The following is a 17,462-nucleotide window of genomic DNA, read 5'->3' on the forward strand; positions in this document are numbered from 1 at the left end:
TTAGGAGCGGAAATAGACGAAAACCTGTTTTGGAGTTTCAGCTGTCGAAGGAAGGGCTTTTTTGCAAAGGTCTCAGGCCGTCTGAAACGCTCAGCAACTCAAGAGGCAGAATGTAAAATAAATCGCCCAGACTTTTTGTTGTTTATATATGCGCTTTTCAATCTCATTTTACCATTGTCAACCCCCAATTTATTGACAACAGTATTCATCTTAAAAATTCCCAAACCTGAATTTACATGATTTCATATTTATAATTATTTGATTTTATTTTATAAAAATATCTATTTGAACTTTTCTTAAAAAATGCCGTCTGAGATAAAGACAAGACGGAATATCTCTGTTAATGTGTAAATGTCAGCCGGCCTTTGCCGGTTTTTTATTGAAACCATTTGGGAGTCAATTATGAATATGAATGTTAAATTAATCGTTCCTGCCGTTTTGGCGGCTGTTGCCCTGACTGCATGTAGCAGCGGTTCTAAAGCCAAACCTGAAGCCAAAGCTGCGCCTACTGCGCAACAACAAACTCAAGCTCAGGCTCAACAAGCTCAAGCTCCAGTACCTAATACTTTGAAAGTAGACTCTATCGACGGTAAAAAAGAAGTTCACTACAAATGCGGTAAAGACGGCAAAGAGCCTTTGAGCGTAATGTACGGCTTCAAAGGCAACGAAGTTGTTGCTGCACAAGTAAAATACAAAGGCCAATTAACTGAAAACCTGTTCCGTATCACTGACAGCAGCAAAGATGTAAACGCATTCTGGGGCGGTAATGTTGCTTGGGTTGCTGAAGCTGCCACTGCAGCCAACGTAGACAAAGTTGACGGCAACATGCTGACTATCCGCGGTACTACCGAAGTAAACGGCAAACAAGAAGTGGTTGATCAAATCATTACCCGCTTCTGCGCATTGGACAAAGGCGCGAAAGCTGCCGCTAAACCTGCTGCTAAAAAAGCGAAAAAATAATCTTTTACCGACAGCTTTAAACGCTGGGTAAAATAAAACAGGCCGTCTGAAAAGTTTTCAGACGGCCTGTTCTTTTGAGTGTTTTAACCCAAGAACCAGAATTTCAGTGCCCACAACACAGCGACAATCCATACCATAGGCGGTACGTCTTGAGTGCGGTTGCACAAGAGTTTGATGAGTGCGTAGCTGATAAAGCCAAACGCAATACCGTCGGCAATCGAATAGGTAAACGGCATGAAGACGATGGTCAGGAATGCCGGTGCGGCTTCGGTCATGTCGTCCCAGTCGATTTCACGCGCGCTGCGCAACATTTGCGCGCCAACATAGAGCAGGGCGGGTGCGGTAGCGAATGCAGGAATGCTTTGAACCAGTGGGGAGAAAATCAGACAGGCCAGCATCAGTACGCCGACGGTAACGGCAGTCAGGCCGGTACGGCCGCCGGCAGAAACGCCTGCCGCGCTTTCAACGTAAGGGGTGGTAGAAGACGTACCCAAGGCGGCACCGGCGACGATGGCGGTTGAGTCGGCAAGCAGGGCGCGTTTCAAACGCGGCAGTTTGCCGTCTTGCAACAGGCCTGCGCGGTGGGAAACGCCGACCAAGGTGCCGGTAGAGTCAAACAGGTCAACCAGGAAGAATACAAAAATCACGCTGACCATGCTGACGGTGAACAAGCCTTTGAAGTCCATCTGCATGAAAGTCGGCGCAATGCTTGGGACTTCGCCGACCACGCCTTTGAACTCGCTCAAGCCCAAGACGGTGGAGATGGCGGTCAGTGTCAGAATGGTAATGATGATGGAGCCTTTGACGCGGAAGTGGCCGAGTGCAACCACCATGACAAAGCCTGCCATCGCCAGCAGGGCGGTAGGCTGGTGGATGTCGCCCAAGCCGACCAATGTGGCAGGATTGGCCACAATCACACCTGCGCCTTTGAGTGCAATCAATGCCAAGAAGAGGCCGATACCTGCGGCAATCGACATTTTCAAGCCCATAGGCAGGGCGTTGACCAGCATTTCACGCACTTTAAAGAAGCTGAACAGGATGAAAATGATGCCGGAAATGAAAACGGCACCCAAAGCCACACGCCAGTCCACGCCCATGCCTTTGACGACGGCAAAGGTAAAGTAGGCGTTCAAACCCATGCCCGGAGCGAGGGCGATCGGGTAGTTGCCGACAAAGCCCATCACGAAACAGCCGATGGCGGAGGCGATACAGGTGGCCACAAATACTGCGCCCATATCCATGCCGGTTTCGCCCAAAATCAGGGGATTGACGATGATGATGTAGCACATGGCGAGGAAGGTTGTCACACCGGCCATAATTTCAGTGCGGATGTTGGTCTGATTGGCGTTGAGGTTGAATAATCTTTCCAAAACGCTTTGATTTGAAGAACTCATTCGAGATATTCCTTTGGGAAAGCCGTTCGAGGACGGCATCAGCGGGTTTAGCTGCCGGAAGCTCGGATTTTGGCCTTAACTTCTCAACAGATAAGGGAATTTTCGGGCGGTATTATACTGAAAAGCCTTTTGTTCGGGTAATAAAAATACATGAATCAGATAATGCCGGGCCAAGCCAAGATAAAGGCCGTCTGAACAGTTTCAGACGGCCTTTGTTTGTGTGTGCTTATACCGGTTTGCCTTTCAGGGAGAAAGTGTAGGCTTCGGTGATTTCCAAATCGATCATTTGGTTGATCATGTCAGGTGTACCGGTAAAGTTGACCACGCGGTTGTTAGCGGTACGGGCTTGCAGTTGGTCAGGGTCTTTTTTGGAGATGCCTTCAACCAAGCAGCGTTGAACCGTGCCGATCATGGTTTGATTGATGCGCGCGGTTTCGGCTTCGATGACTTCGTTCAAAGCTTCGAGGCGGCGCACTTTTTCTTCATGCGGTGTGTCGTCGTGCAGGTTGGCGGCAGGTGTGCCAGGGCGCGGACTGTAAATAAAGACGAAGCTCAAGTCGAAGGCAATGTCTTTGACCAGTTTCAATGTTTGCTCGAACTCGCGCTCGGTCTCGCCCGGGAAGCCGACGATAAAGTCGGAGCTGAGGCACAAATCAGGACGGATGGCGCGCAGTTTACGGATGATGGATTTGTATTCCAAGGCGGTGTAGCCGCGTTTCATCGCGCTCAATACGCGGTCGGAACCGCTTTGAATCGGCAGGTGCAGGTGGGAAACCAGCTTCGGCAGGTCGCGGTAGCACTCGATAATTGCGTCGGTAAATTCGCGCGGATGGCTGGTGGTAAAGCGCAGGCGTTCGATGCCGGGGATTTCGTGGACAATGCGCAACAAAGTGGCAAAGTCGCAGATTTCGCCGTTTTCCATTTCGCCGCGATAGGCATTGACGTTTTGGCCTAAGAGGTTGATTTCTTTAACGCCTTGTTGCGCCAAACCGGCAATTTCAGTCAATACGTCGTTAAGTGGGCGGGAGAATTCTTCGCCGCGGGTGTAAGGGACGACGCAGTAAGAGCAGTATTTGGAGCAGCCTTCCATAATGGAAATGAATGCCGAACCGCCTTCTACGCGCGCAGGCGGCAGGTGGTCGAATTTCTCGATTTCGGGGAAGGAAATGTCGATTTGAGACAGGCCGGTGGTTTCTTTGTCGACGATGAGTTTGGGCAGGCGGTGCAGCGTTTGCGGACCGAAAACCACGTCCACATACGGAGCGCGTTTGACGATATTTTCGCCTTCTTGAGAGGCAACGCAGCCGGCAACGCCGATGATGAGGTCGGGATTTTTTTCTTTGAGCGGACGTACGCGGCCTAAGTCGGAGAAGACTTTCTCTTGCGCTTTTTCACGCACGGAGCAGGTATTGAACAAGATGATGTCGGCGTCGTCAGGTTGGGTAACCTGCTCGATGCCGCCGTGTTCTTCGGCGAGGACGGACAGCATTTTTTCGCTGTCGTACTCGTTCATTTGGCACCCGAAGGTGCGGATAAATACTTTTTTCATGGTTTGTTTTGATTGACTTGCTTGTTGTAAAAGGGTTCAAACGGCCTGTGAAATACTCGGGCCGTCTGAAAAATTATTCTTCCGCCTTTTTCTGCTTTTTGGCGTGTTCGATGAATCTGTCAGCTTCGGCGTCGGTCAAAATCCAGATTTCGCGGACGAGGCGGCTTTCTTCGTTGTATTTGAATGCAACGGCTTTGCCGGTTTGATTCAGCAGGCGGCCCATCGGAATGAAACGGTCGTTTTCATCGTGGATTTTGGTGAAGCGGGTGATTTGCAGTTTGGCCGCGTTGCCGTCCACAATGCCCAAGGTCAGCAGGCGCGTCCAAGAAAAACCGCCTTTGCTGACTTTCAGATAAGGCAAATCGACAGTCTTTAAAACGGCCACATCCATATCGTCAGGCAGGCTGCGTTGTGCATGGACGAGGGAGGACGCCAAAAGGGCGAGGCTGAGTATGAATCCGCGTAACATGATGCTTTTCTTTTATTGTTTCAATAGGTCGCGGATTATAGCACAAGCAGGAAAAATGTGGATAGAGTGTTTGTTTTTAAAGAATAATTTTGATTTTGCGCCCGATTCTTATTTTGAAGCTTGGGCCGTCTGAAAAGGATTTGGTGTTAAAATGGCTCCGATTTGATTTTCAGACGACCTCTTACGAAAGAATTGACTATGAACCGTAATGAAAGCTTGTTCAACCGCGCCAAAGCCATTATTCCCGGCGGCGTGAACTCTCCTGTGCGCGCATTCGGCAGCGTCGGCGGCGTACCGCGCTTTATCAAAAAGGCAGAAGGCGCATATGTTTGGGACGAAAACGGCACGCGTTATACCGACTATGTCGGCTCTTGGGGCCCTGCGATTGTCGGCCATGCCCATCCTGAAGTCATTGAGGCCGTACGCGAAGCAGCATTGGGCGGTTTGTCGTTTGGTGCGCCGACTGAAGGCGAAATTGTCATTGCCGAAGAAATCGCTAAAATCATGCCGTCCGTCGAGCAGCTGCGCCTTGTCAGCTCCGGTACGGAAGCAACGATGACCGCTATCCGTTTGGCACGCGGTTTTACCGGCCGCGACAAAATCATCAAGTTTGAAGGCTGCTACCACGGCCATTCCGACAGTCTGTTGGTGAAAGCAGGCAGCGGTCTGCTGACGTTTGGCAATCCTTCTTCCGCCGGTGTGCCTGCCGACTTTACCAAACACACTTTGGTACTCGAATACAACAATATCGCCCAACTGGAAGAAGCCTTTGCTCAAAGCGGCAATGACATCGCCTGTGTGATTTTGGAGCCATTTGTCGGCAATATGAATCTGGTTAGGCCGTCTGAAGCCTTTGTCAAAGCCTTGCGCGAATTGACTGAAAAACACGGTGCCGTATTGATTTACGACGAAGTGATGACCGGCTTCCGCGTGGCGCTAGGCGGCGCGCAATCTTTGCACGGCATCAAACCCGATTTGACCACCATGGGCAAAGTAATCGGCGGCGGCATGCCTTTGGCGGCGTTCGGCGGCCGTAAAGACATTATGGAATGCATTTCCCCGTTGGGCGGCGTGTATCAGGCAGGTACATTGTCCGGCAATCCGATTGCGGTTGCAGCCGGTTTGAAAACGCTGGAAATCATTCAGCGCGAAGGCTTCTATGAAAACCTGACTGCCCTGACCCAACGCCTTGCCAACGGTATGGCCGACGCGGCTAAAGCGCACGGCGTTGAATTTACGGCGGACAGCGTGGGCGGCATGTTCGGCCTGTATTTTGCCAACCATGCACCGCAAAACTACGCTGATATGGCGCATTCCAATATCGACGGTTTCAAACATTTCTTCCACGGTATGCTCGACCGCAATGTCGCATTCGGCCCGTCAGCTTACGAAGCCGGTTTTGTTTCCGCCGCGCATACGCCTGAGCTGATTGACGAAACCATTGCTGTGGCACACGAAGTGTTCAAAGAAATGGCAAAATAAAAGCTGAAGCTGTCATGTGAAAAAAGGCCGTCTGAAAAATATTCAGACGGCCTTTCGCTATTTTAAATCAATGCTTGATTATGCTTCTTCGGCTTTACTGCGGATAATCAGCAGAGGCAGGTGGCTTTGACGCATTACGGTTTCGGCGAAGCTGCCCATCAGCAGGTGCATCAGGCCCGTGCGGCCGTGTGTGCCGAGTACCAACAGGTCTGCGCCGTTGTTGTCGGCGTAGTCAACCAAGTCTTGCGCCATTTCGCGCGCGCCTTTGTTGGCGACCAACAGGTGTTTCACGATGTTTTCAACGCCGCTTTCACGCGCTGTTTTTTCTGCGAAATCCAAAACTTCGTTACCTTGGGCAACGGCGGCGGCTTCGTAGCTTTCGTGTTGCAGGAATTCAGGAGCCAAAGCCATGTATTCGGCAGGGTTGGCAACGTGAACCAAAGTCAGTTGGGCTTTGTTGAGGCTTGCCAGTTCGGCGGCATGTTTCAATGCATTGAGGGAAGTCTCGCTACCGTCAACGGCTACAACCAGATGTTTGTACATATTTATTCTCCTTTTGCGCCGAGTAGCGGCACTTTCGTTTAATATGAAATCAGAACTTGTCTGAATGTGAAACGATTATAAACTCTTTCGGGCGGGTACAACAGCCCATCTGCTTTCAAGTATAATGTCAGTCCGATTCGCCTGTGGCGTTTTTCATTAATTTATTGATATATCACAAGGTTACTTATGCAGGAAGCCGCTTTTCTTTCTTCGCGCCGCTTTGGTGGCATTGCCAGACTTTACGGAGACGAAGCACTGGCGCGCTTTTCGCGTGCGCATGTGTGCGTGGTCGGCGTCGGCGGCGTCGGCTCGTGGGCGGTGGAGGCTTTGGCGAGGAGCGGTATCGGTCGTTTAACGCTGATTGATTTGGACAACGTTGCTGAGTCCAATGTCAACCGCCAGTTGCACGCTTTGACCGATGATTTCGGTAAGGCAAAAGTTACCGCTCTGCACGAACGCATTGCCCAAATCAATCCGCAATGCGAAGTGACGGAAATCGAAGATTTTGTGACCGAAGACAATCTGGACGAACTTTTCAGACGGCCTTTTGACTTTGTCATCGACGCCATCGACCAAATCCGTGTCAAAGCGGCGATGGCGGCGTATTTCGTGCAACATAAACAACCGTTTATTATCAGCGGCGGCGCGGGCGGACAGAAAAATCCGGCTTTAATCCAAACCACCGATTTGAGCCGCGTTACCCACGATCCGCTGCTTTCCAATTTGCGCTATACCTTGCGCAAACGCTACGGCTTCAGCCGCGATACCAAAGAAAAAATGCGTGTGCCTTGCGTTTATTCAACCGAGAATATTACGCCGCCGCAATCCGGCGAAGCGTGTTCGACCGATGCCGCGCCGCAAGGTTTGTCCTGCGCGGGCTATGGGGCGAGTATGCTGGTAACGGCTTCGTTTGGATTGTATTGTGCGCAGGCAGCAGTGGAGCATATCGCGGGGCGGAAGTGAGATGAATCGATTTTTTAAAGCCTACTTTATCAGTAGCCTGATTTATGCGGTTGTCTTCGGTTTGTTGATGTACGGTGTCGGTTTGTTGCTTACAGGATTCGAATGTTTTGATATTGACGCTGAAAATGAACAGCGTCTACAGTATTGTTCACGAGCTCATGAAATGTCGGCTTTTGAGAAAACGTCTTTGAAGTTTTTCTTCTTTCCGTTTTTATCTGTAATGTCATTGTCCCTACTCAATGCCGGCATTATGAAGTGGACCAAACGCTGTACAACTTTGACGACTCTTGCCTTGCCTATCATCGAATGGTGGATTGTTTGGTTTGTTTTATTACTGTGGGAGTGGAGTAGTCTGGATAGTAGTTGGACGGCAATAACGGGAGTTATTTTTTTTGGATTGCCTGTTTATGGCATGGCAGCAGTTCAAGCCCTGAATGTGTTGGACTCTTCTGCAAATGCCAATCAGAAAATTTGATGTGGGTTTAAGCCTTTTGAAATTTATTTTTTCAGACGACCTTTTTGCTTATGAACCGATTTTTTAAAGCCTACTTTATTGCCAGTCTGATTTATGCGGTATGGTTCGGCGTATTGATGTATGCCGTCGATCCGATGTTTCTTGATGTGATGGAATGCAATACGCTGCCGGGCGATTATTTGTGTGTGCAAAGCGGTTATAACCGCCCATTCACCACTTTTCTTTATCCGTTTCTGTCCGTCATGATATTCAGCCTTTTACACGCCGGTATCATGAAATGGCGCAAACGCCGTTCGGTTAAAATGATTTGGCTTTTGATCGGCTACGAAAGTTTGCTGTTGTTGGCTTTGATGGTGGCGATGCTTGCGAGGGATGGTTTTGTGTTTTCCCGCGATATTGGCTCGGTACTGACGGGTACGGTTTTCGCCAGCCTGCCGCTGTTGGGTATGGCCTTGGCCCAGACCTTTGCCGTCGCCATTGTTTCTTTGCAAATCAATCGTAAAAAACGCTGATTTTTATATTAAAAACGGCTTGTCCTCGTTTCAGACGGCCTTTTATTGATGAAACTTCTTACTAAACTTAAAAAGAAAAAGACCCTTTAACCATGCCTTCAGAACACCTTATTTCTTCCACTGCAGCAACGCCGTCTGAACATACCGTTGCGTGGGTGTTCGGTCAGCCTGTCACCGATGTGCCGCAGGATTTGTTTATTCCGCCTGATGCGTTGAAGGTGGTATTGAGCAGCTTCCAAGGGCCGTTGGATTTTCTGCTGTACCTTATCCGCAAGCAAAATATCGATGTCCTCGATATTCCGATGGTGAAGATTACCGAGCAGTATCTGCACTATATTGCCCAAATGGAAGCGTATCAGTTTGATTTGGCAGCGGAATACCTGCTGATGGCGGCGATGCTGATTGAAATTAAATCGCGCCTGCTGTTGCCGCGTCCTGAAGAAGTTGAGGATGAAGAGGCGGATCCGCGTGCCGAGTTGGTGCGCCGTCTTTTGGCTTACGAACAGATGAAACTGGCGGCTCAGGGTTTGGACGCATTGCCGCGTGCCGGGCGTGATTTTGCTTGGGCGTATCTGCCGTTGGAAATTGCGGTCGAAGCGAAGTTGCCGGAAGTGTACGTTGCCGATTTGACGCAGGCTTGGTTGGGTATTTTGTCGCGTGCCAAGCATACGCGCAGTCATGAAGTGGTGCGGGAAACCATTTCCGTGCGCGCGCAGATGACGGCGATTTTGCGCCGTTTGAACGAAAGCGGTATCAGTAAGTTCAGCGATTTGTTTAAGCCGGAGCAGGGCGCGACATATGTGGTGGTCAATTTTATCGCATTGCTGGAATTGGCTAAAGAAGGCTTGGTGCGTATCGTGCAGCCTGAAAATTATGGGGAAATCGAAATCAGCCTGAAAGACGGTTTGGAAACAAACGAAGCTGAAATGCTTTCAGACGGCCTTGAAGCCGATGAAACCGATAATGAAAATTTGAATAAAGAGAACTAAAATGGATTCGACAACAAGTCATACCAAAGCTTCTTTATGGGCAGTGGGCTTAATGTTGTTTGCCCTGTTTTTTGGGGCGGGGAACCTGATTTTTCCGGCTTTTTTAGGGCAGCAGGCCGGTGAAAACTGGCTTTCGGCCATGTTTGGCTTTTTGCTGACAGGGGCGGGTTTGCCATTGCTGGGTGTGATTGCCGTCGGCTATTCCGGCTCGCGCGATGTGGAGGCATTGGCTTCCCGTGTTGCACCTTGGTACGGCGTGACTTTTGCCACTGCACTTTATCTGGCAATCGGCCCTCTGTTTGCCATGCCGCGTACGGCAACAGTGTCTTTTGAAACCGCGATTTCCCCTTTCATTGACGAATCTTGGAAAAACATCGCATTGGCCGTGTTCAGCCTGGTGTTTTTCGGCATGACTTATTGGCTGTCGATTTCTCCGGGGAAGCTGGTTGACCGTATCGGTAAAATCCTCACGCCTGTTTTGTTGCTGTCAATTGCGATATTGGTCGGCTATGCCGCCATTAATCCGATGGGCGTGCCGCAGGCGGCGCAAGGCGATTTTGCTTCTTATCCGTTGGTTAAAGGCATTTTGGAAGGCTATGGCACCATGGACGCGCTGGCTTCGCTGGTGTTTGCCATTATCGTCATTGATGCCGTTCGCGCCATGGGCGTGGATAACCGCGCGGACTTGCTGAAGACCACGACGATTTCCGGTGTGTTGGCGGCTTCTTGTTTGGCAGTGGTTTACTTGTTTATCGGCTATATGGGCGCGACAGGTGTGGCCGGTATCGGCTTGCAGGAAAACGGCGCGTCGGTTTTGTCTAAAACCGCACAGCACTATTTCGGTACGGCCGGTATTGTGTTGCTTGGTGTCATGGTGCTGCTTGCCTGTCTGAGTACGGCGGTTGGCTTGATTACTTCATGCGCCGAATATTTCAACCGTCTTTGCCCGGGTATTTCTTATAAAATCTTTGTGATACTGAATACGGTAGTGTCTATCCTGTTGGCCAACAAAGGCCTGTCAGCGATTTTGCAGTTTTCCATCCCTATGTTGATGCTGTTGTATCCGCTGACCATTGTCATCATTCTGCTGGCTTTGACAGATAAACTGTTTGGCGGCGGCCGTATTGTCTATTTCTGTACCATGATGGCGGCCCTTATGGTCGGTTTACTCGATGCCTATAAGGCCGCGTTTGGATTTGATGCCGAAACCGCGGCTGCCATCGAGCGCGCATTGCCGTTTTACAATATCGGTTTAGGGTGGGTTGTTCCCTCTTTAGCCTGCTTTATACTCGGCTGCATTTTGAATGCGGCGTTGAAGAAAAAAGCATGACGATAAACAGGCCGTCTGAAATGTTCAGACGGCCTGTTTATTTCGCCGACCACGCAAACGACAGATGATTTTTTTAAAGAAATCCGTTATAATTGAAAAGTTAAGGCTTTGCGGAATACCGTTTCGCAGATGCAACATATTGAGAAGATTTATTTCCACAAATCCCGTTTTTTCAGCAAACGACTTGAACTGAAGGCGGATTTCGTGGTATAAATCGCGTTTTACTATTTTAGAAGTTTGGAGACTAACCATGGCACGAGTTTGCAAAGTGACCGGTAAGCGCCCGATGTCTGGCAATAACGTATCACACGCCAACAACAAAACCAAACGTCGTTTTTTGCCTAACTTGCAATCACGTCGTTTCTGGGTAGAAAGTGAAAACCGCTGGGTTCGCCTGCGCGTTTCTAACGCTGCATTGCGCACCATCGATAAAGTAGGCATTGATGTCGTATTGGCTGATTTGCGTGCTCGCGGCGAAGCTTAATTTAAACACCATTAATTAAGGATTACTGCAATGCGCGATAAAATCAAACTGGAGTCCAGTGCTGGTACTGGTCACTTCTACACAACTACTAAAAACAAACGTACTATGCCTGGCAAACTGGAAATCAAAAAATTTGACCCAGTAGCCCGTAAACACGTTATTTACAAAGAAACTAAATTGAAATAATCCGGTTTCTTCCAAGAAAAAGCTCCTGTTTTGCAGGAGCTTTTCTTTTTGTTTTCTGATTGTTTTTTTGGGGGCTTGTTTTAAATGTGTATGCAAGATATTTTTGGATTGCTTTGGAAGGGGCAAAATAAAAGAGCGTGTATCTATTTGGGTCACGCTCTTTTATTTTTCAGACGGCCTGATGGGGGATAAGCGGTCTTAAATTACCAATAAACATTCAACAACGACTTAATGATCGACTTTGATGCCTTGATTGTCGGAATGTTGTTTTTTATCCAGCTCTTTTTGCAAGGTATCGCATGGCGTGTCGCAATCGCACATTTTCTTCATGCCGAGAGAGGAAATGCCGCCGCAGCTGCCTTTGATGGTGCGTTTGGAGAAGATATAGCCGACTGCCATGCCGAGGATGACAAGGATAAAGATACTGAAAGTAAGGAGGAGGGTTTTCATGTGTGTATTCCTGAGGGTTAGTTTAATAATTTCTTGAATGCGCTGGACATTTTAGTATGGTAGCCGCCTTGCGGAGTTCGGATGATAAGGAAAACGGCGAGATTTTCTTGCTCGGCAAGTTTAAGCGCTTCGGTTTCTCCGAGGACGAATAAGCCGGTTGAAAGGCCGTCTGCAAGTGTGGCATTTTCAGCTACTACGCTGATGGAAGCAAGGTTGTGGCTGATGGGTTGTTTGGTTTTAGGGTTGATGATATGGGAAAGGCGGCGGCCTGACTTATCGACATGGAAAATGCGGTAGTCGCCGGACGTAGCCAGTGATTTATTGTCCAATGGAATGGTGATTTGGGTGGCACCGCCTTGAACGATATTGGGCTGTTCGATGCCGATACGCCAAGGATTGCCTTGCGCATTGTGGCCTTTGCCATGCAACTCGCCTCCGATTTCTACCAAATAATTGCCGATATTGAGTTTTTCAAGTTCGGCGGCGGTTTTATCCACACCAAAACCTTTGGCGATGGAGGATAGGTCTAAATAGACTTCGGGATGGGTTTTGGCGAGTGTAGGCTGCTGACCATCTTGGGAAAGTTTGAGTTTGTCCGTACCGACCATTTCTGAAGCATGTTGGATTTCTTGTGCAGTCGGTTCGTGCGTGATTTCTTTTTGCGGGCCGAATCCCCAAAGGTTGACCAAAGGGCCGACGGTTACGTCTAGTGCGCCGTGCGTCAGTTTGTTTAAACGCAAGGCTTCGCCGGTTACATAGGCAAAGTCTTGGGAAATAGGCATGGCCTGATTGACGGTGCGCAGCTGGTTGAATTGGCTGATTTCGGAATCGGTCTGGTAGGTAGACATTTGCCGATTGACTTCTTTAAGCGCATCATCAATGCGTTTTTGTATTTCGGCAGGGGAGGGGAGTTTGTCTTGGTCGTCTGAAAGATATTTGACGGTATAGGTTGTGCCCATGGTCTCGCCTTGCAGGGTAATGGTTTGTTGTTTTTCAGGTTGGCAGGCAGAGAGTGTGAGTGCGGAAACGATGGCAACGGTGCAACCGATTATCGGACGGTAAAACGAATTGGAAAGAAACGGCATAGGGGATTTGCGGATTATTTTTTGAAGCCTTTATTGTATCGTAAAAGAAAGGTTCAGGCCGTCTGAAAGTATGGTTTTCAGACGGCCTGGCAATAAAAAAGGAAGAAACCGAAGTTTCTTCCTTTTTTGTTTGTTAGCCGCCGAAATCGTCCAAGAGGATGTTTTCGTCTTCCACGCCCAAATCTTTGAGCATTTTGATCACAGACTGGTTCATGATCGGAGGGCCGCACATGTAGAATTCGCAGTCTTCCGGTGCTTCATGGTTTTTCAGGTGGTTTTCGTAAACCACGTTGTGAATGAAGCCTGTGTAGCCGTCCCAGTTGTCTTCAGGCAATGGGTCGGACAGGGCAACATGCCATGTGAAGTTCGGGAATTCTGCTGCGAGTTGGTCGAAGTCTTCGACATAGAACATCTCGCGTTTAGAACGTGCACCATACCAGAAGGTAATCTTACGTTTGGAGTTCAAACGTTTCAGCTGGTCGAAAATGTGGGAACGCATCGGAGCCATACCCGCACCACCGCCGATAAATACCATTTCGGCATCGGTATCTTTAGCAAAGAATTCGCCGAACGGGCCGGAGATGGTTACTTTGTCGCCGGGTTTGAGCGACCAGATGTAAGAAGACATTTGTCCCGGAGGCGCATCAGGTACGCGAGGAGGAGGCGTAGCGATACGAACGTTCAGCATAATGATGCCTTTTTCTTCAGGGTATGAAGCCATAGAGTAGGCACGCAAAATCGGCTCGTCCACTTTGGAAACGTATTGCCACAGATTGTATTTGTCCCAGTCTTCGTGGTATTCCTTAGGAATGTCGAAGTCTTTGTAGGCAACAGTGTGAGGAGGGGCTTCAATTTGAATGTAGCCGCCGGCGCGGAAAGGAACTTCTTCGCCTTCAGGAATGGCAAGCTTGAGTTCTTTAATGAACGTTGCTTTGTTGTCATTGGAGATGACAGTACATTCCCATTTTTTCACACCGAACACTTCTTCGGGTACCTCGATGTCCATGTCGGTTTTGACGTTAACTTGGCAGGACAGACGGCAGCCTTCGCGCGCTTCGCGTTTGCTGATGTGGGACAACTCGGTTGGCAGAATGTCGCCGCCGCCGCTTTTCACGACAACGCGGCACTGACCGCATGAGCCACCGCCACCGCAGGCGGAAGGAACGAAGATGCCTTGGCTGGCAAGCGCACCCAGCAGTTTGCCGCCGGCAGGCATCGTCAGCTCTTTTTCGTTATTGACTTTGATGGTGATGTCGCCTTCGCTCACCAACTTGGATTTGGCAAACAGAATCATCAGTGCCAAAACCAAGACGATGACGGTAAACATCACGATACCTAAAATAATCTCCATGCCGATTCCTTTCTTATAACTGGATGCCGGAGAACGACATAAACGCCATTGCCATCAGGCCAGCGGCGATAAAGGTAATGCCCAAGCCTTTGAGGCCTTTAGGGACGTCCGAATATTTCATTTTTTCGGTAATGCCCGCCAAAGCGACAATAGCCAAAAGCCAGCCCAAACCTGCGCCGAAACCGTATACAACGGACTCGCCGAAGTTGTATTCGCGTTGCGCCATAAACGATACGGCACCAAAAATCGCGCAGTTTACGGTAATAAGGGGCAGGTAGATACCCAATGCGTTGTAAAGGGCAGGGACGAATTTGTCCAAGAACATTTCCAAAATCTGCACCAAAGCGGCAATCACGCCGATGAAGGTGATGAATTTCAGGAAGGTCAGGTCCACGCCTTCAACCAACGCGCCGTCTTTCAACAGCGAGTAAACCAGTTGGTTGGCTGGGACGGACAGGCCGAGTACGAAAGTTACAGCAACGCCCAAACCGAATGCAGTGGATACTTTTTTAGATACCGCCAAAAATGTACACATCCCCAAGAAGAAGGACAGTGCCATGTTTTCCAGAAAGACGGATTTTACAAAGAGGCTTAAGTAATGTTCCATGTGTTATTTCTCCGCCTGTTCAGGTTTCCAAGTGCGCAGACCCCATACCAAGAAACCGATGATGAAGAACGCGCTGGGAGCGAGCAGGAACAAGCCGTTGGTTTGATACCAGCCGCCATCTTGTACGGTTTGGAAAATGGTGTAGCCAAAGAGCTTGCCAGAGCCGATCAGTTCGCGGATGGTTGCGATGATGATCAACATCATGCCGTAACCTGCGCCGTTGCCGATACCGTCAACCAAGCTCTCCAAAGGAGGCTCTTTCATGGCGAATGCTTCGGCACGGCCCATCACGATACAGTTGGTAATAATCAGGCCGACGAATACGGATAGCTGTTTGGACAGCTCATAAGCAAAGGCTTGGAGCAGTTGGTCAACCAGTGTTACCAAGGAAGCAACAATCGCCATTTGCACAATAATACGGATGCTGTTGGGGATGTAGTTGCGTACCAATGAGATGAAAAAGCTGGAAAAACCGGTTACCAAACTCACGGAAATACCCATCACGATGGCCGTCTGAAGCTTGGTGGTAACCGCCAAAGCCGAACAAATACCCAAAACCTGCAAGGCAATCGGGTTGTTGTCGATAAAGGGTGAAAACATCAAATATTTCAAGCGTTTCATGTCAGCCATTATTGTGCTCCTGCTGATTTTAATTTGTTCAGGTAGGGGATATAGCCGTTTTCGCCGAACCAGTAGGCGAACGAACCTTGCACGCCTTTAGATGTCAGCGATGCGCCGGAGAGGGCATCTACGCCGTGTTCTTTGTCCGAACTTGCGCCTTTGCCAACATGCAGGGCGAGTTTGCCTTGTTCGTCAAACAGTTTTTTGCCGACGAATTTTTGTTGCCACAACGGATTGCCGATTTCGCCGCCCAAGCCCGGGGTTTCGCCTTGGTCGTAATAGGTGATGCCGTTGATGGTGTTGCCGTCGGGTTGGATGGCGACAAAGCCGTACATAACAGACCACAAACCGTTACCGTGCATAGGCAGGATGATTTGGCTGACTTTGCCGTCATCGCCTTTTACCAGATAAACCTCAGTGTATTTGGCACGGCTTTTGATGCCTGCCAAATCGTCTTCGGGTTTGATTTGGATGCTTTGGGCAGGGTCTTTGCCGGCAACGCGTGCGCTGAAGTCTTTAGGCGCATCGGCGACATATTCGCCGGTTGCCAAGTCCACGACACGTTGCTCGATACGCTCGGCAAAGGTTTTGCTGATGTCGGTGTTTTTATCCATCAAACCGGCTACGCTCAAGATATAGCCTTGTTTGTCTTGGAGTTTTTGTTTCTCTTGGATGGGTTTCAAGCCAACGACCGCACCAGCAACGATGATGGAACAAATCAGGCTGACAACCAATACCACAATCAGCGTGCCGCTGAAGCTGTCTTTATCGAATTTCTTAGCCATTGCTGCGCGCCTTTCTGCGTTTGATGTTCGCTTGTGCGACGAAATAGTCGAAAATCGGGGCAAACAGGTTGGCAAACAGAATCGCCAACATCATGCCTTCGGGGTAAGCAGGGTTGACCACGCGGATCAACACGCACATTACACCGATAAGCGCGCCGTACCACCATTTGCCGACATTGGTAAAGGAAGCGGAAACAGGGTCGGTCGCCATAAACAGCATACCGATGGCGAAGCCGCCGACTACCAAGTGCCAGTACCAAGGCATGGAGAACATGGCGTTGGTGTCCGAACCGATGAAGTTAAACAGTGAAGACATGGCAATCATACCGATCATCACGCCGGCGATAATGCGCCAAGAGGCAATACGGGTGAACACGATAAACGCGCCGCCGATTAAGAGCGCCAAAGTGGATACTTCGCCGATTGAGCCGGGCACGTTACCGATAAACGCATCCATCCAAGAGATGTTTTGACCGGTTACAGCGTTTTTCAGGCCGTCTGCACCGTGTGCCGCCCATTGCGCCAAAGCAGTGGCACCGGAATAGCCGTCAACCGCAGTCCAAACGGTGTCGCCGGTAATATTGGCAGGATAAGCGAAGAACAAGAAGGCACGGCCTGCCAGCGCAGGGTTCATAAAGTTTTTACCCGTACCGCCGAACACCTCTTTCGCAACCACCACGCCGAAGGTAATACCCAAGGCAGCCTGCCACAGCGGCAGCGTAGGTGGAACGATTAAAGCGAACAAAATCGAAGTTACGAAGAAACCTTCGTTGATTTCGTGTTTGCGCACGGTGGCGAACAAGACTTCCCAGAAACCGCCCACAACAAATACAGTCGCGTAAATCGGCAGGAAGAAAATCGCGCCGAAGAGTATTTTGCCCAACACGCCCGCTTCAGACGACATATTGATGCCCAAAGCGTTGGCAAGGGCGTAATGCCAGTCGTTGGCAATGTTTTGTTGCAGCAAATCAGGCGTTAACGCACCGAATGCCTGTACGCCGACGTTGTACATACCGTAGAACATGGCAGGGAACAAAGCCAGCCATACCAAAATCATCATGCGCTTGGAGTCGAGCGCGTCGCGGACGTGGGCCGCTTTGCGCGTTACCGCGCCGGATGTATAGAAAATCGTCGCCGCAGCTTCGTAGAGGGCATACCATTTTTCATGTTTGCCACCCGGCAGGAAGTGCGGTTCGATTTTTTCAAGAAAATGTTTCAAGCCCATAA

At 49.6% G+C, this 17,462-nt stretch carries 21 protein-coding genes; 10 read left to right on the forward strand and 11 right to left on the reverse strand.

Annotated features, from left to right (window positions below):
* Both ACTHS4_RS10900 and ACTHS4_RS10905 read left to right on the forward strand, forming a co-directional pair.
* On the forward strand, positions 1-240 hold a 240-nt coding region (locus ACTHS4_RS10900), incomplete at its 5' end, for a hypothetical protein (protein WP_440365934.1).
* A 162-nt stretch (positions 241-402) separates the two neighbouring features.
* Positions 403-960: a hypothetical protein gene (locus ACTHS4_RS10905; protein ID WP_107792256.1), complete on the forward strand. Its 558-nt coding sequence runs from the start codon at positions 403-405 to the stop codon at positions 958-960.
* An 83-nt stretch (positions 961-1,043) separates the two neighbouring features.
* Here ACTHS4_RS10905 and ACTHS4_RS10910 read toward each other — a convergent pair whose 3' ends face one another.
* The 3 genes from ACTHS4_RS10910 to ACTHS4_RS10920 form a co-directional block, all read right to left on the reverse strand.
* Positions 1,044-2,354: an NCS2 family permease gene (locus ACTHS4_RS10910; protein WP_371460541.1), complete on the reverse strand. Its 1,311-nt coding sequence runs from the start codon at positions 2,352-2,354 to the stop codon at positions 1,044-1,046.
* Between the two features lie 226 nt (positions 2,355-2,580).
* A complete protein-coding gene (miaB, locus tag ACTHS4_RS10915; RefSeq protein WP_003684389.1) occupies positions 2,581-3,903 on the reverse strand; it encodes a tRNA (N6-isopentenyl adenosine(37)-C2)-methylthiotransferase MiaB in 1,323 nt (440 codons plus the stop codon).
* Positions 3,904-3,976: 73 nt separating this feature from the next.
* Positions 3,977-4,372 (reverse strand): hypothetical protein, encoded by a 396-nt coding sequence (locus ACTHS4_RS10920; RefSeq protein ID WP_049333912.1) that lies wholly within the window; start codon positions 4,370-4,372, stop codon positions 3,977-3,979.
* Between the two features lie 198 nt (positions 4,373-4,570).
* Here ACTHS4_RS10920 and hemL point away from each other — a divergent pair, with 198 nt between their 5' ends.
* On the forward strand, positions 4,571-5,854 hold the full coding sequence (hemL, locus tag ACTHS4_RS10925) for a glutamate-1-semialdehyde 2,1-aminomutase (RefSeq protein ID WP_440365935.1): 1,284 nt from the start codon (positions 4,571-4,573) through the stop codon (positions 5,852-5,854).
* A 78-nt stretch (positions 5,855-5,932) separates the two neighbouring features.
* On the opposite strand, the gene ACTHS4_RS10930 is transcribed toward hemL, so the two are convergent.
* Entirely contained in the window at positions 5,933-6,397 is a 465-nt protein-coding gene (locus ACTHS4_RS10930; RefSeq protein WP_003680896.1) for a universal stress protein, read from the reverse strand.
* 186 nt (positions 6,398-6,583) lie between these two features.
* Here ACTHS4_RS10930 and ACTHS4_RS10935 point away from each other — a divergent pair, with 186 nt between their 5' ends.
* The 7 genes from ACTHS4_RS10935 to rpmG all read left to right on the forward strand — a co-directional run bounded on the left by ACTHS4_RS10935 (position 6,584) and on the right by rpmG (position 11,336).
* Positions 6,584-7,360, forward strand: coding sequence for a tRNA threonylcarbamoyladenosine dehydratase (locus ACTHS4_RS10935; RefSeq protein WP_070826431.1), 777 nt, complete (start codon positions 6,584-6,586; stop codon positions 7,358-7,360).
* Between the two features lies 1 nt (position 7,361).
* The gene (locus tag ACTHS4_RS10940) at positions 7,362-7,835 is read left to right on the forward strand and encodes a hypothetical protein (RefSeq protein WP_070765257.1); all 474 of its coding nucleotides are present in this window, start codon (positions 7,362-7,364) and stop codon (positions 7,833-7,835) included.
* Positions 7,836-7,885: 50 nt separating this feature from the next.
* A complete protein-coding gene (locus ACTHS4_RS10945; protein WP_440365936.1) occupies positions 7,886-8,347 on the forward strand; it encodes a hypothetical protein in 462 nt (153 codons plus the stop codon).
* A gap of 92 nt (positions 8,348-8,439) precedes the next feature.
* The gene (locus tag ACTHS4_RS10950; RefSeq protein WP_440365937.1) at positions 8,440-9,336 is read left to right on the forward strand and encodes a segregation and condensation protein A; all 897 of its coding nucleotides are present in this window, start codon (positions 8,440-8,442) and stop codon (positions 9,334-9,336) included.
* A gap of 1 nt (position 9,337) precedes the next feature.
* Positions 9,338-10,666, forward strand: coding sequence for a branched-chain amino acid transport system II carrier protein (gene brnQ / locus ACTHS4_RS10955; protein ID WP_440365938.1), 1,329 nt, complete (start codon positions 9,338-9,340; stop codon positions 10,664-10,666).
* Positions 10,667-10,916: 250 nt separating this feature from the next.
* Positions 10,917-11,150, forward strand: coding sequence for a 50S ribosomal protein L28 (gene rpmB, locus ACTHS4_RS10960; protein ID WP_002216391.1), 234 nt, complete (start codon positions 10,917-10,919; stop codon positions 11,148-11,150).
* 30 nt (positions 11,151-11,180) lie between these two features.
* Positions 11,181-11,336, forward strand: coding sequence for a 50S ribosomal protein L33 (gene rpmG / locus ACTHS4_RS10965; protein WP_003684373.1), 156 nt, complete (start codon positions 11,181-11,183; stop codon positions 11,334-11,336).
* Between the two features lie 228 nt (positions 11,337-11,564).
* On the opposite strand, the gene nqrM is transcribed toward rpmG, so the two are convergent.
* The 7 genes from nqrM to ACTHS4_RS11000 form a co-directional block, all read right to left on the reverse strand.
* A complete protein-coding gene (nqrM, locus tag ACTHS4_RS10970; protein WP_070826435.1) occupies positions 11,565-11,786 on the reverse strand; it encodes a (Na+)-NQR maturation NqrM in 222 nt (73 codons plus the stop codon).
* A gap of 17 nt (positions 11,787-11,803) precedes the next feature.
* The gene (locus ACTHS4_RS10975; RefSeq protein ID WP_084824598.1) at positions 11,804-12,871 is read right to left on the reverse strand and encodes an FAD:protein FMN transferase; all 1,068 of its coding nucleotides are present in this window, start codon (positions 12,869-12,871) and stop codon (positions 11,804-11,806) included.
* A gap of 133 nt (positions 12,872-13,004) precedes the next feature.
* Positions 13,005-14,222, reverse strand: a complete 1,218-nt coding sequence (gene nqrF, locus ACTHS4_RS10980) for an NADH:ubiquinone reductase (Na(+)-transporting) subunit F (protein WP_049352532.1) — start codon at positions 14,220-14,222, stop codon at positions 13,005-13,007.
* Positions 14,223-14,235: 13 nt separating this feature from the next.
* Positions 14,236-14,829 (reverse strand): NADH:ubiquinone reductase (Na(+)-transporting) subunit E, encoded by a 594-nt coding sequence (gene nqrE, locus ACTHS4_RS10985; protein WP_003684365.1) that lies wholly within the window; start codon positions 14,827-14,829, stop codon positions 14,236-14,238.
* 3 nt (positions 14,830-14,832) lie between these two features.
* Entirely contained in the window at positions 14,833-15,459 is a 627-nt protein-coding gene (locus tag ACTHS4_RS10990) for an NADH:ubiquinone reductase (Na(+)-transporting) subunit D (RefSeq protein WP_036493003.1), read from the reverse strand.
* Positions 15,459-16,235 (reverse strand): Na(+)-translocating NADH-quinone reductase subunit C, encoded by a 777-nt coding sequence (locus tag ACTHS4_RS10995; protein WP_003675818.1) that lies wholly within the window; start codon positions 16,233-16,235, stop codon positions 15,459-15,461. Before ACTHS4_RS10995 ends, ACTHS4_RS10990 begins: the two co-directional genes overlap by 1 nt.
* Complete coding sequence (locus tag ACTHS4_RS11000; protein ID WP_070826436.1) at positions 16,228-17,460, reverse strand: NADH:ubiquinone reductase (Na(+)-transporting) subunit B; 1,233 nt, start codon at positions 17,458-17,460, stop codon at positions 16,228-16,230. The genes ACTHS4_RS10995 and ACTHS4_RS11000 overlap by 8 nt, the downstream gene beginning before the upstream one ends.
* Between the last annotated feature and the right edge of the window lie 2 nt (positions 17,461-17,462).

Origin of the sequence: Neisseria sp. P0014.S009, assembly GCF_051958155.1 — a bacterium.
Classification (GTDB): domain Bacteria; phylum Pseudomonadota; class Gammaproteobacteria; order Burkholderiales; family Neisseriaceae; genus Neisseria; species Neisseria flavescens_C.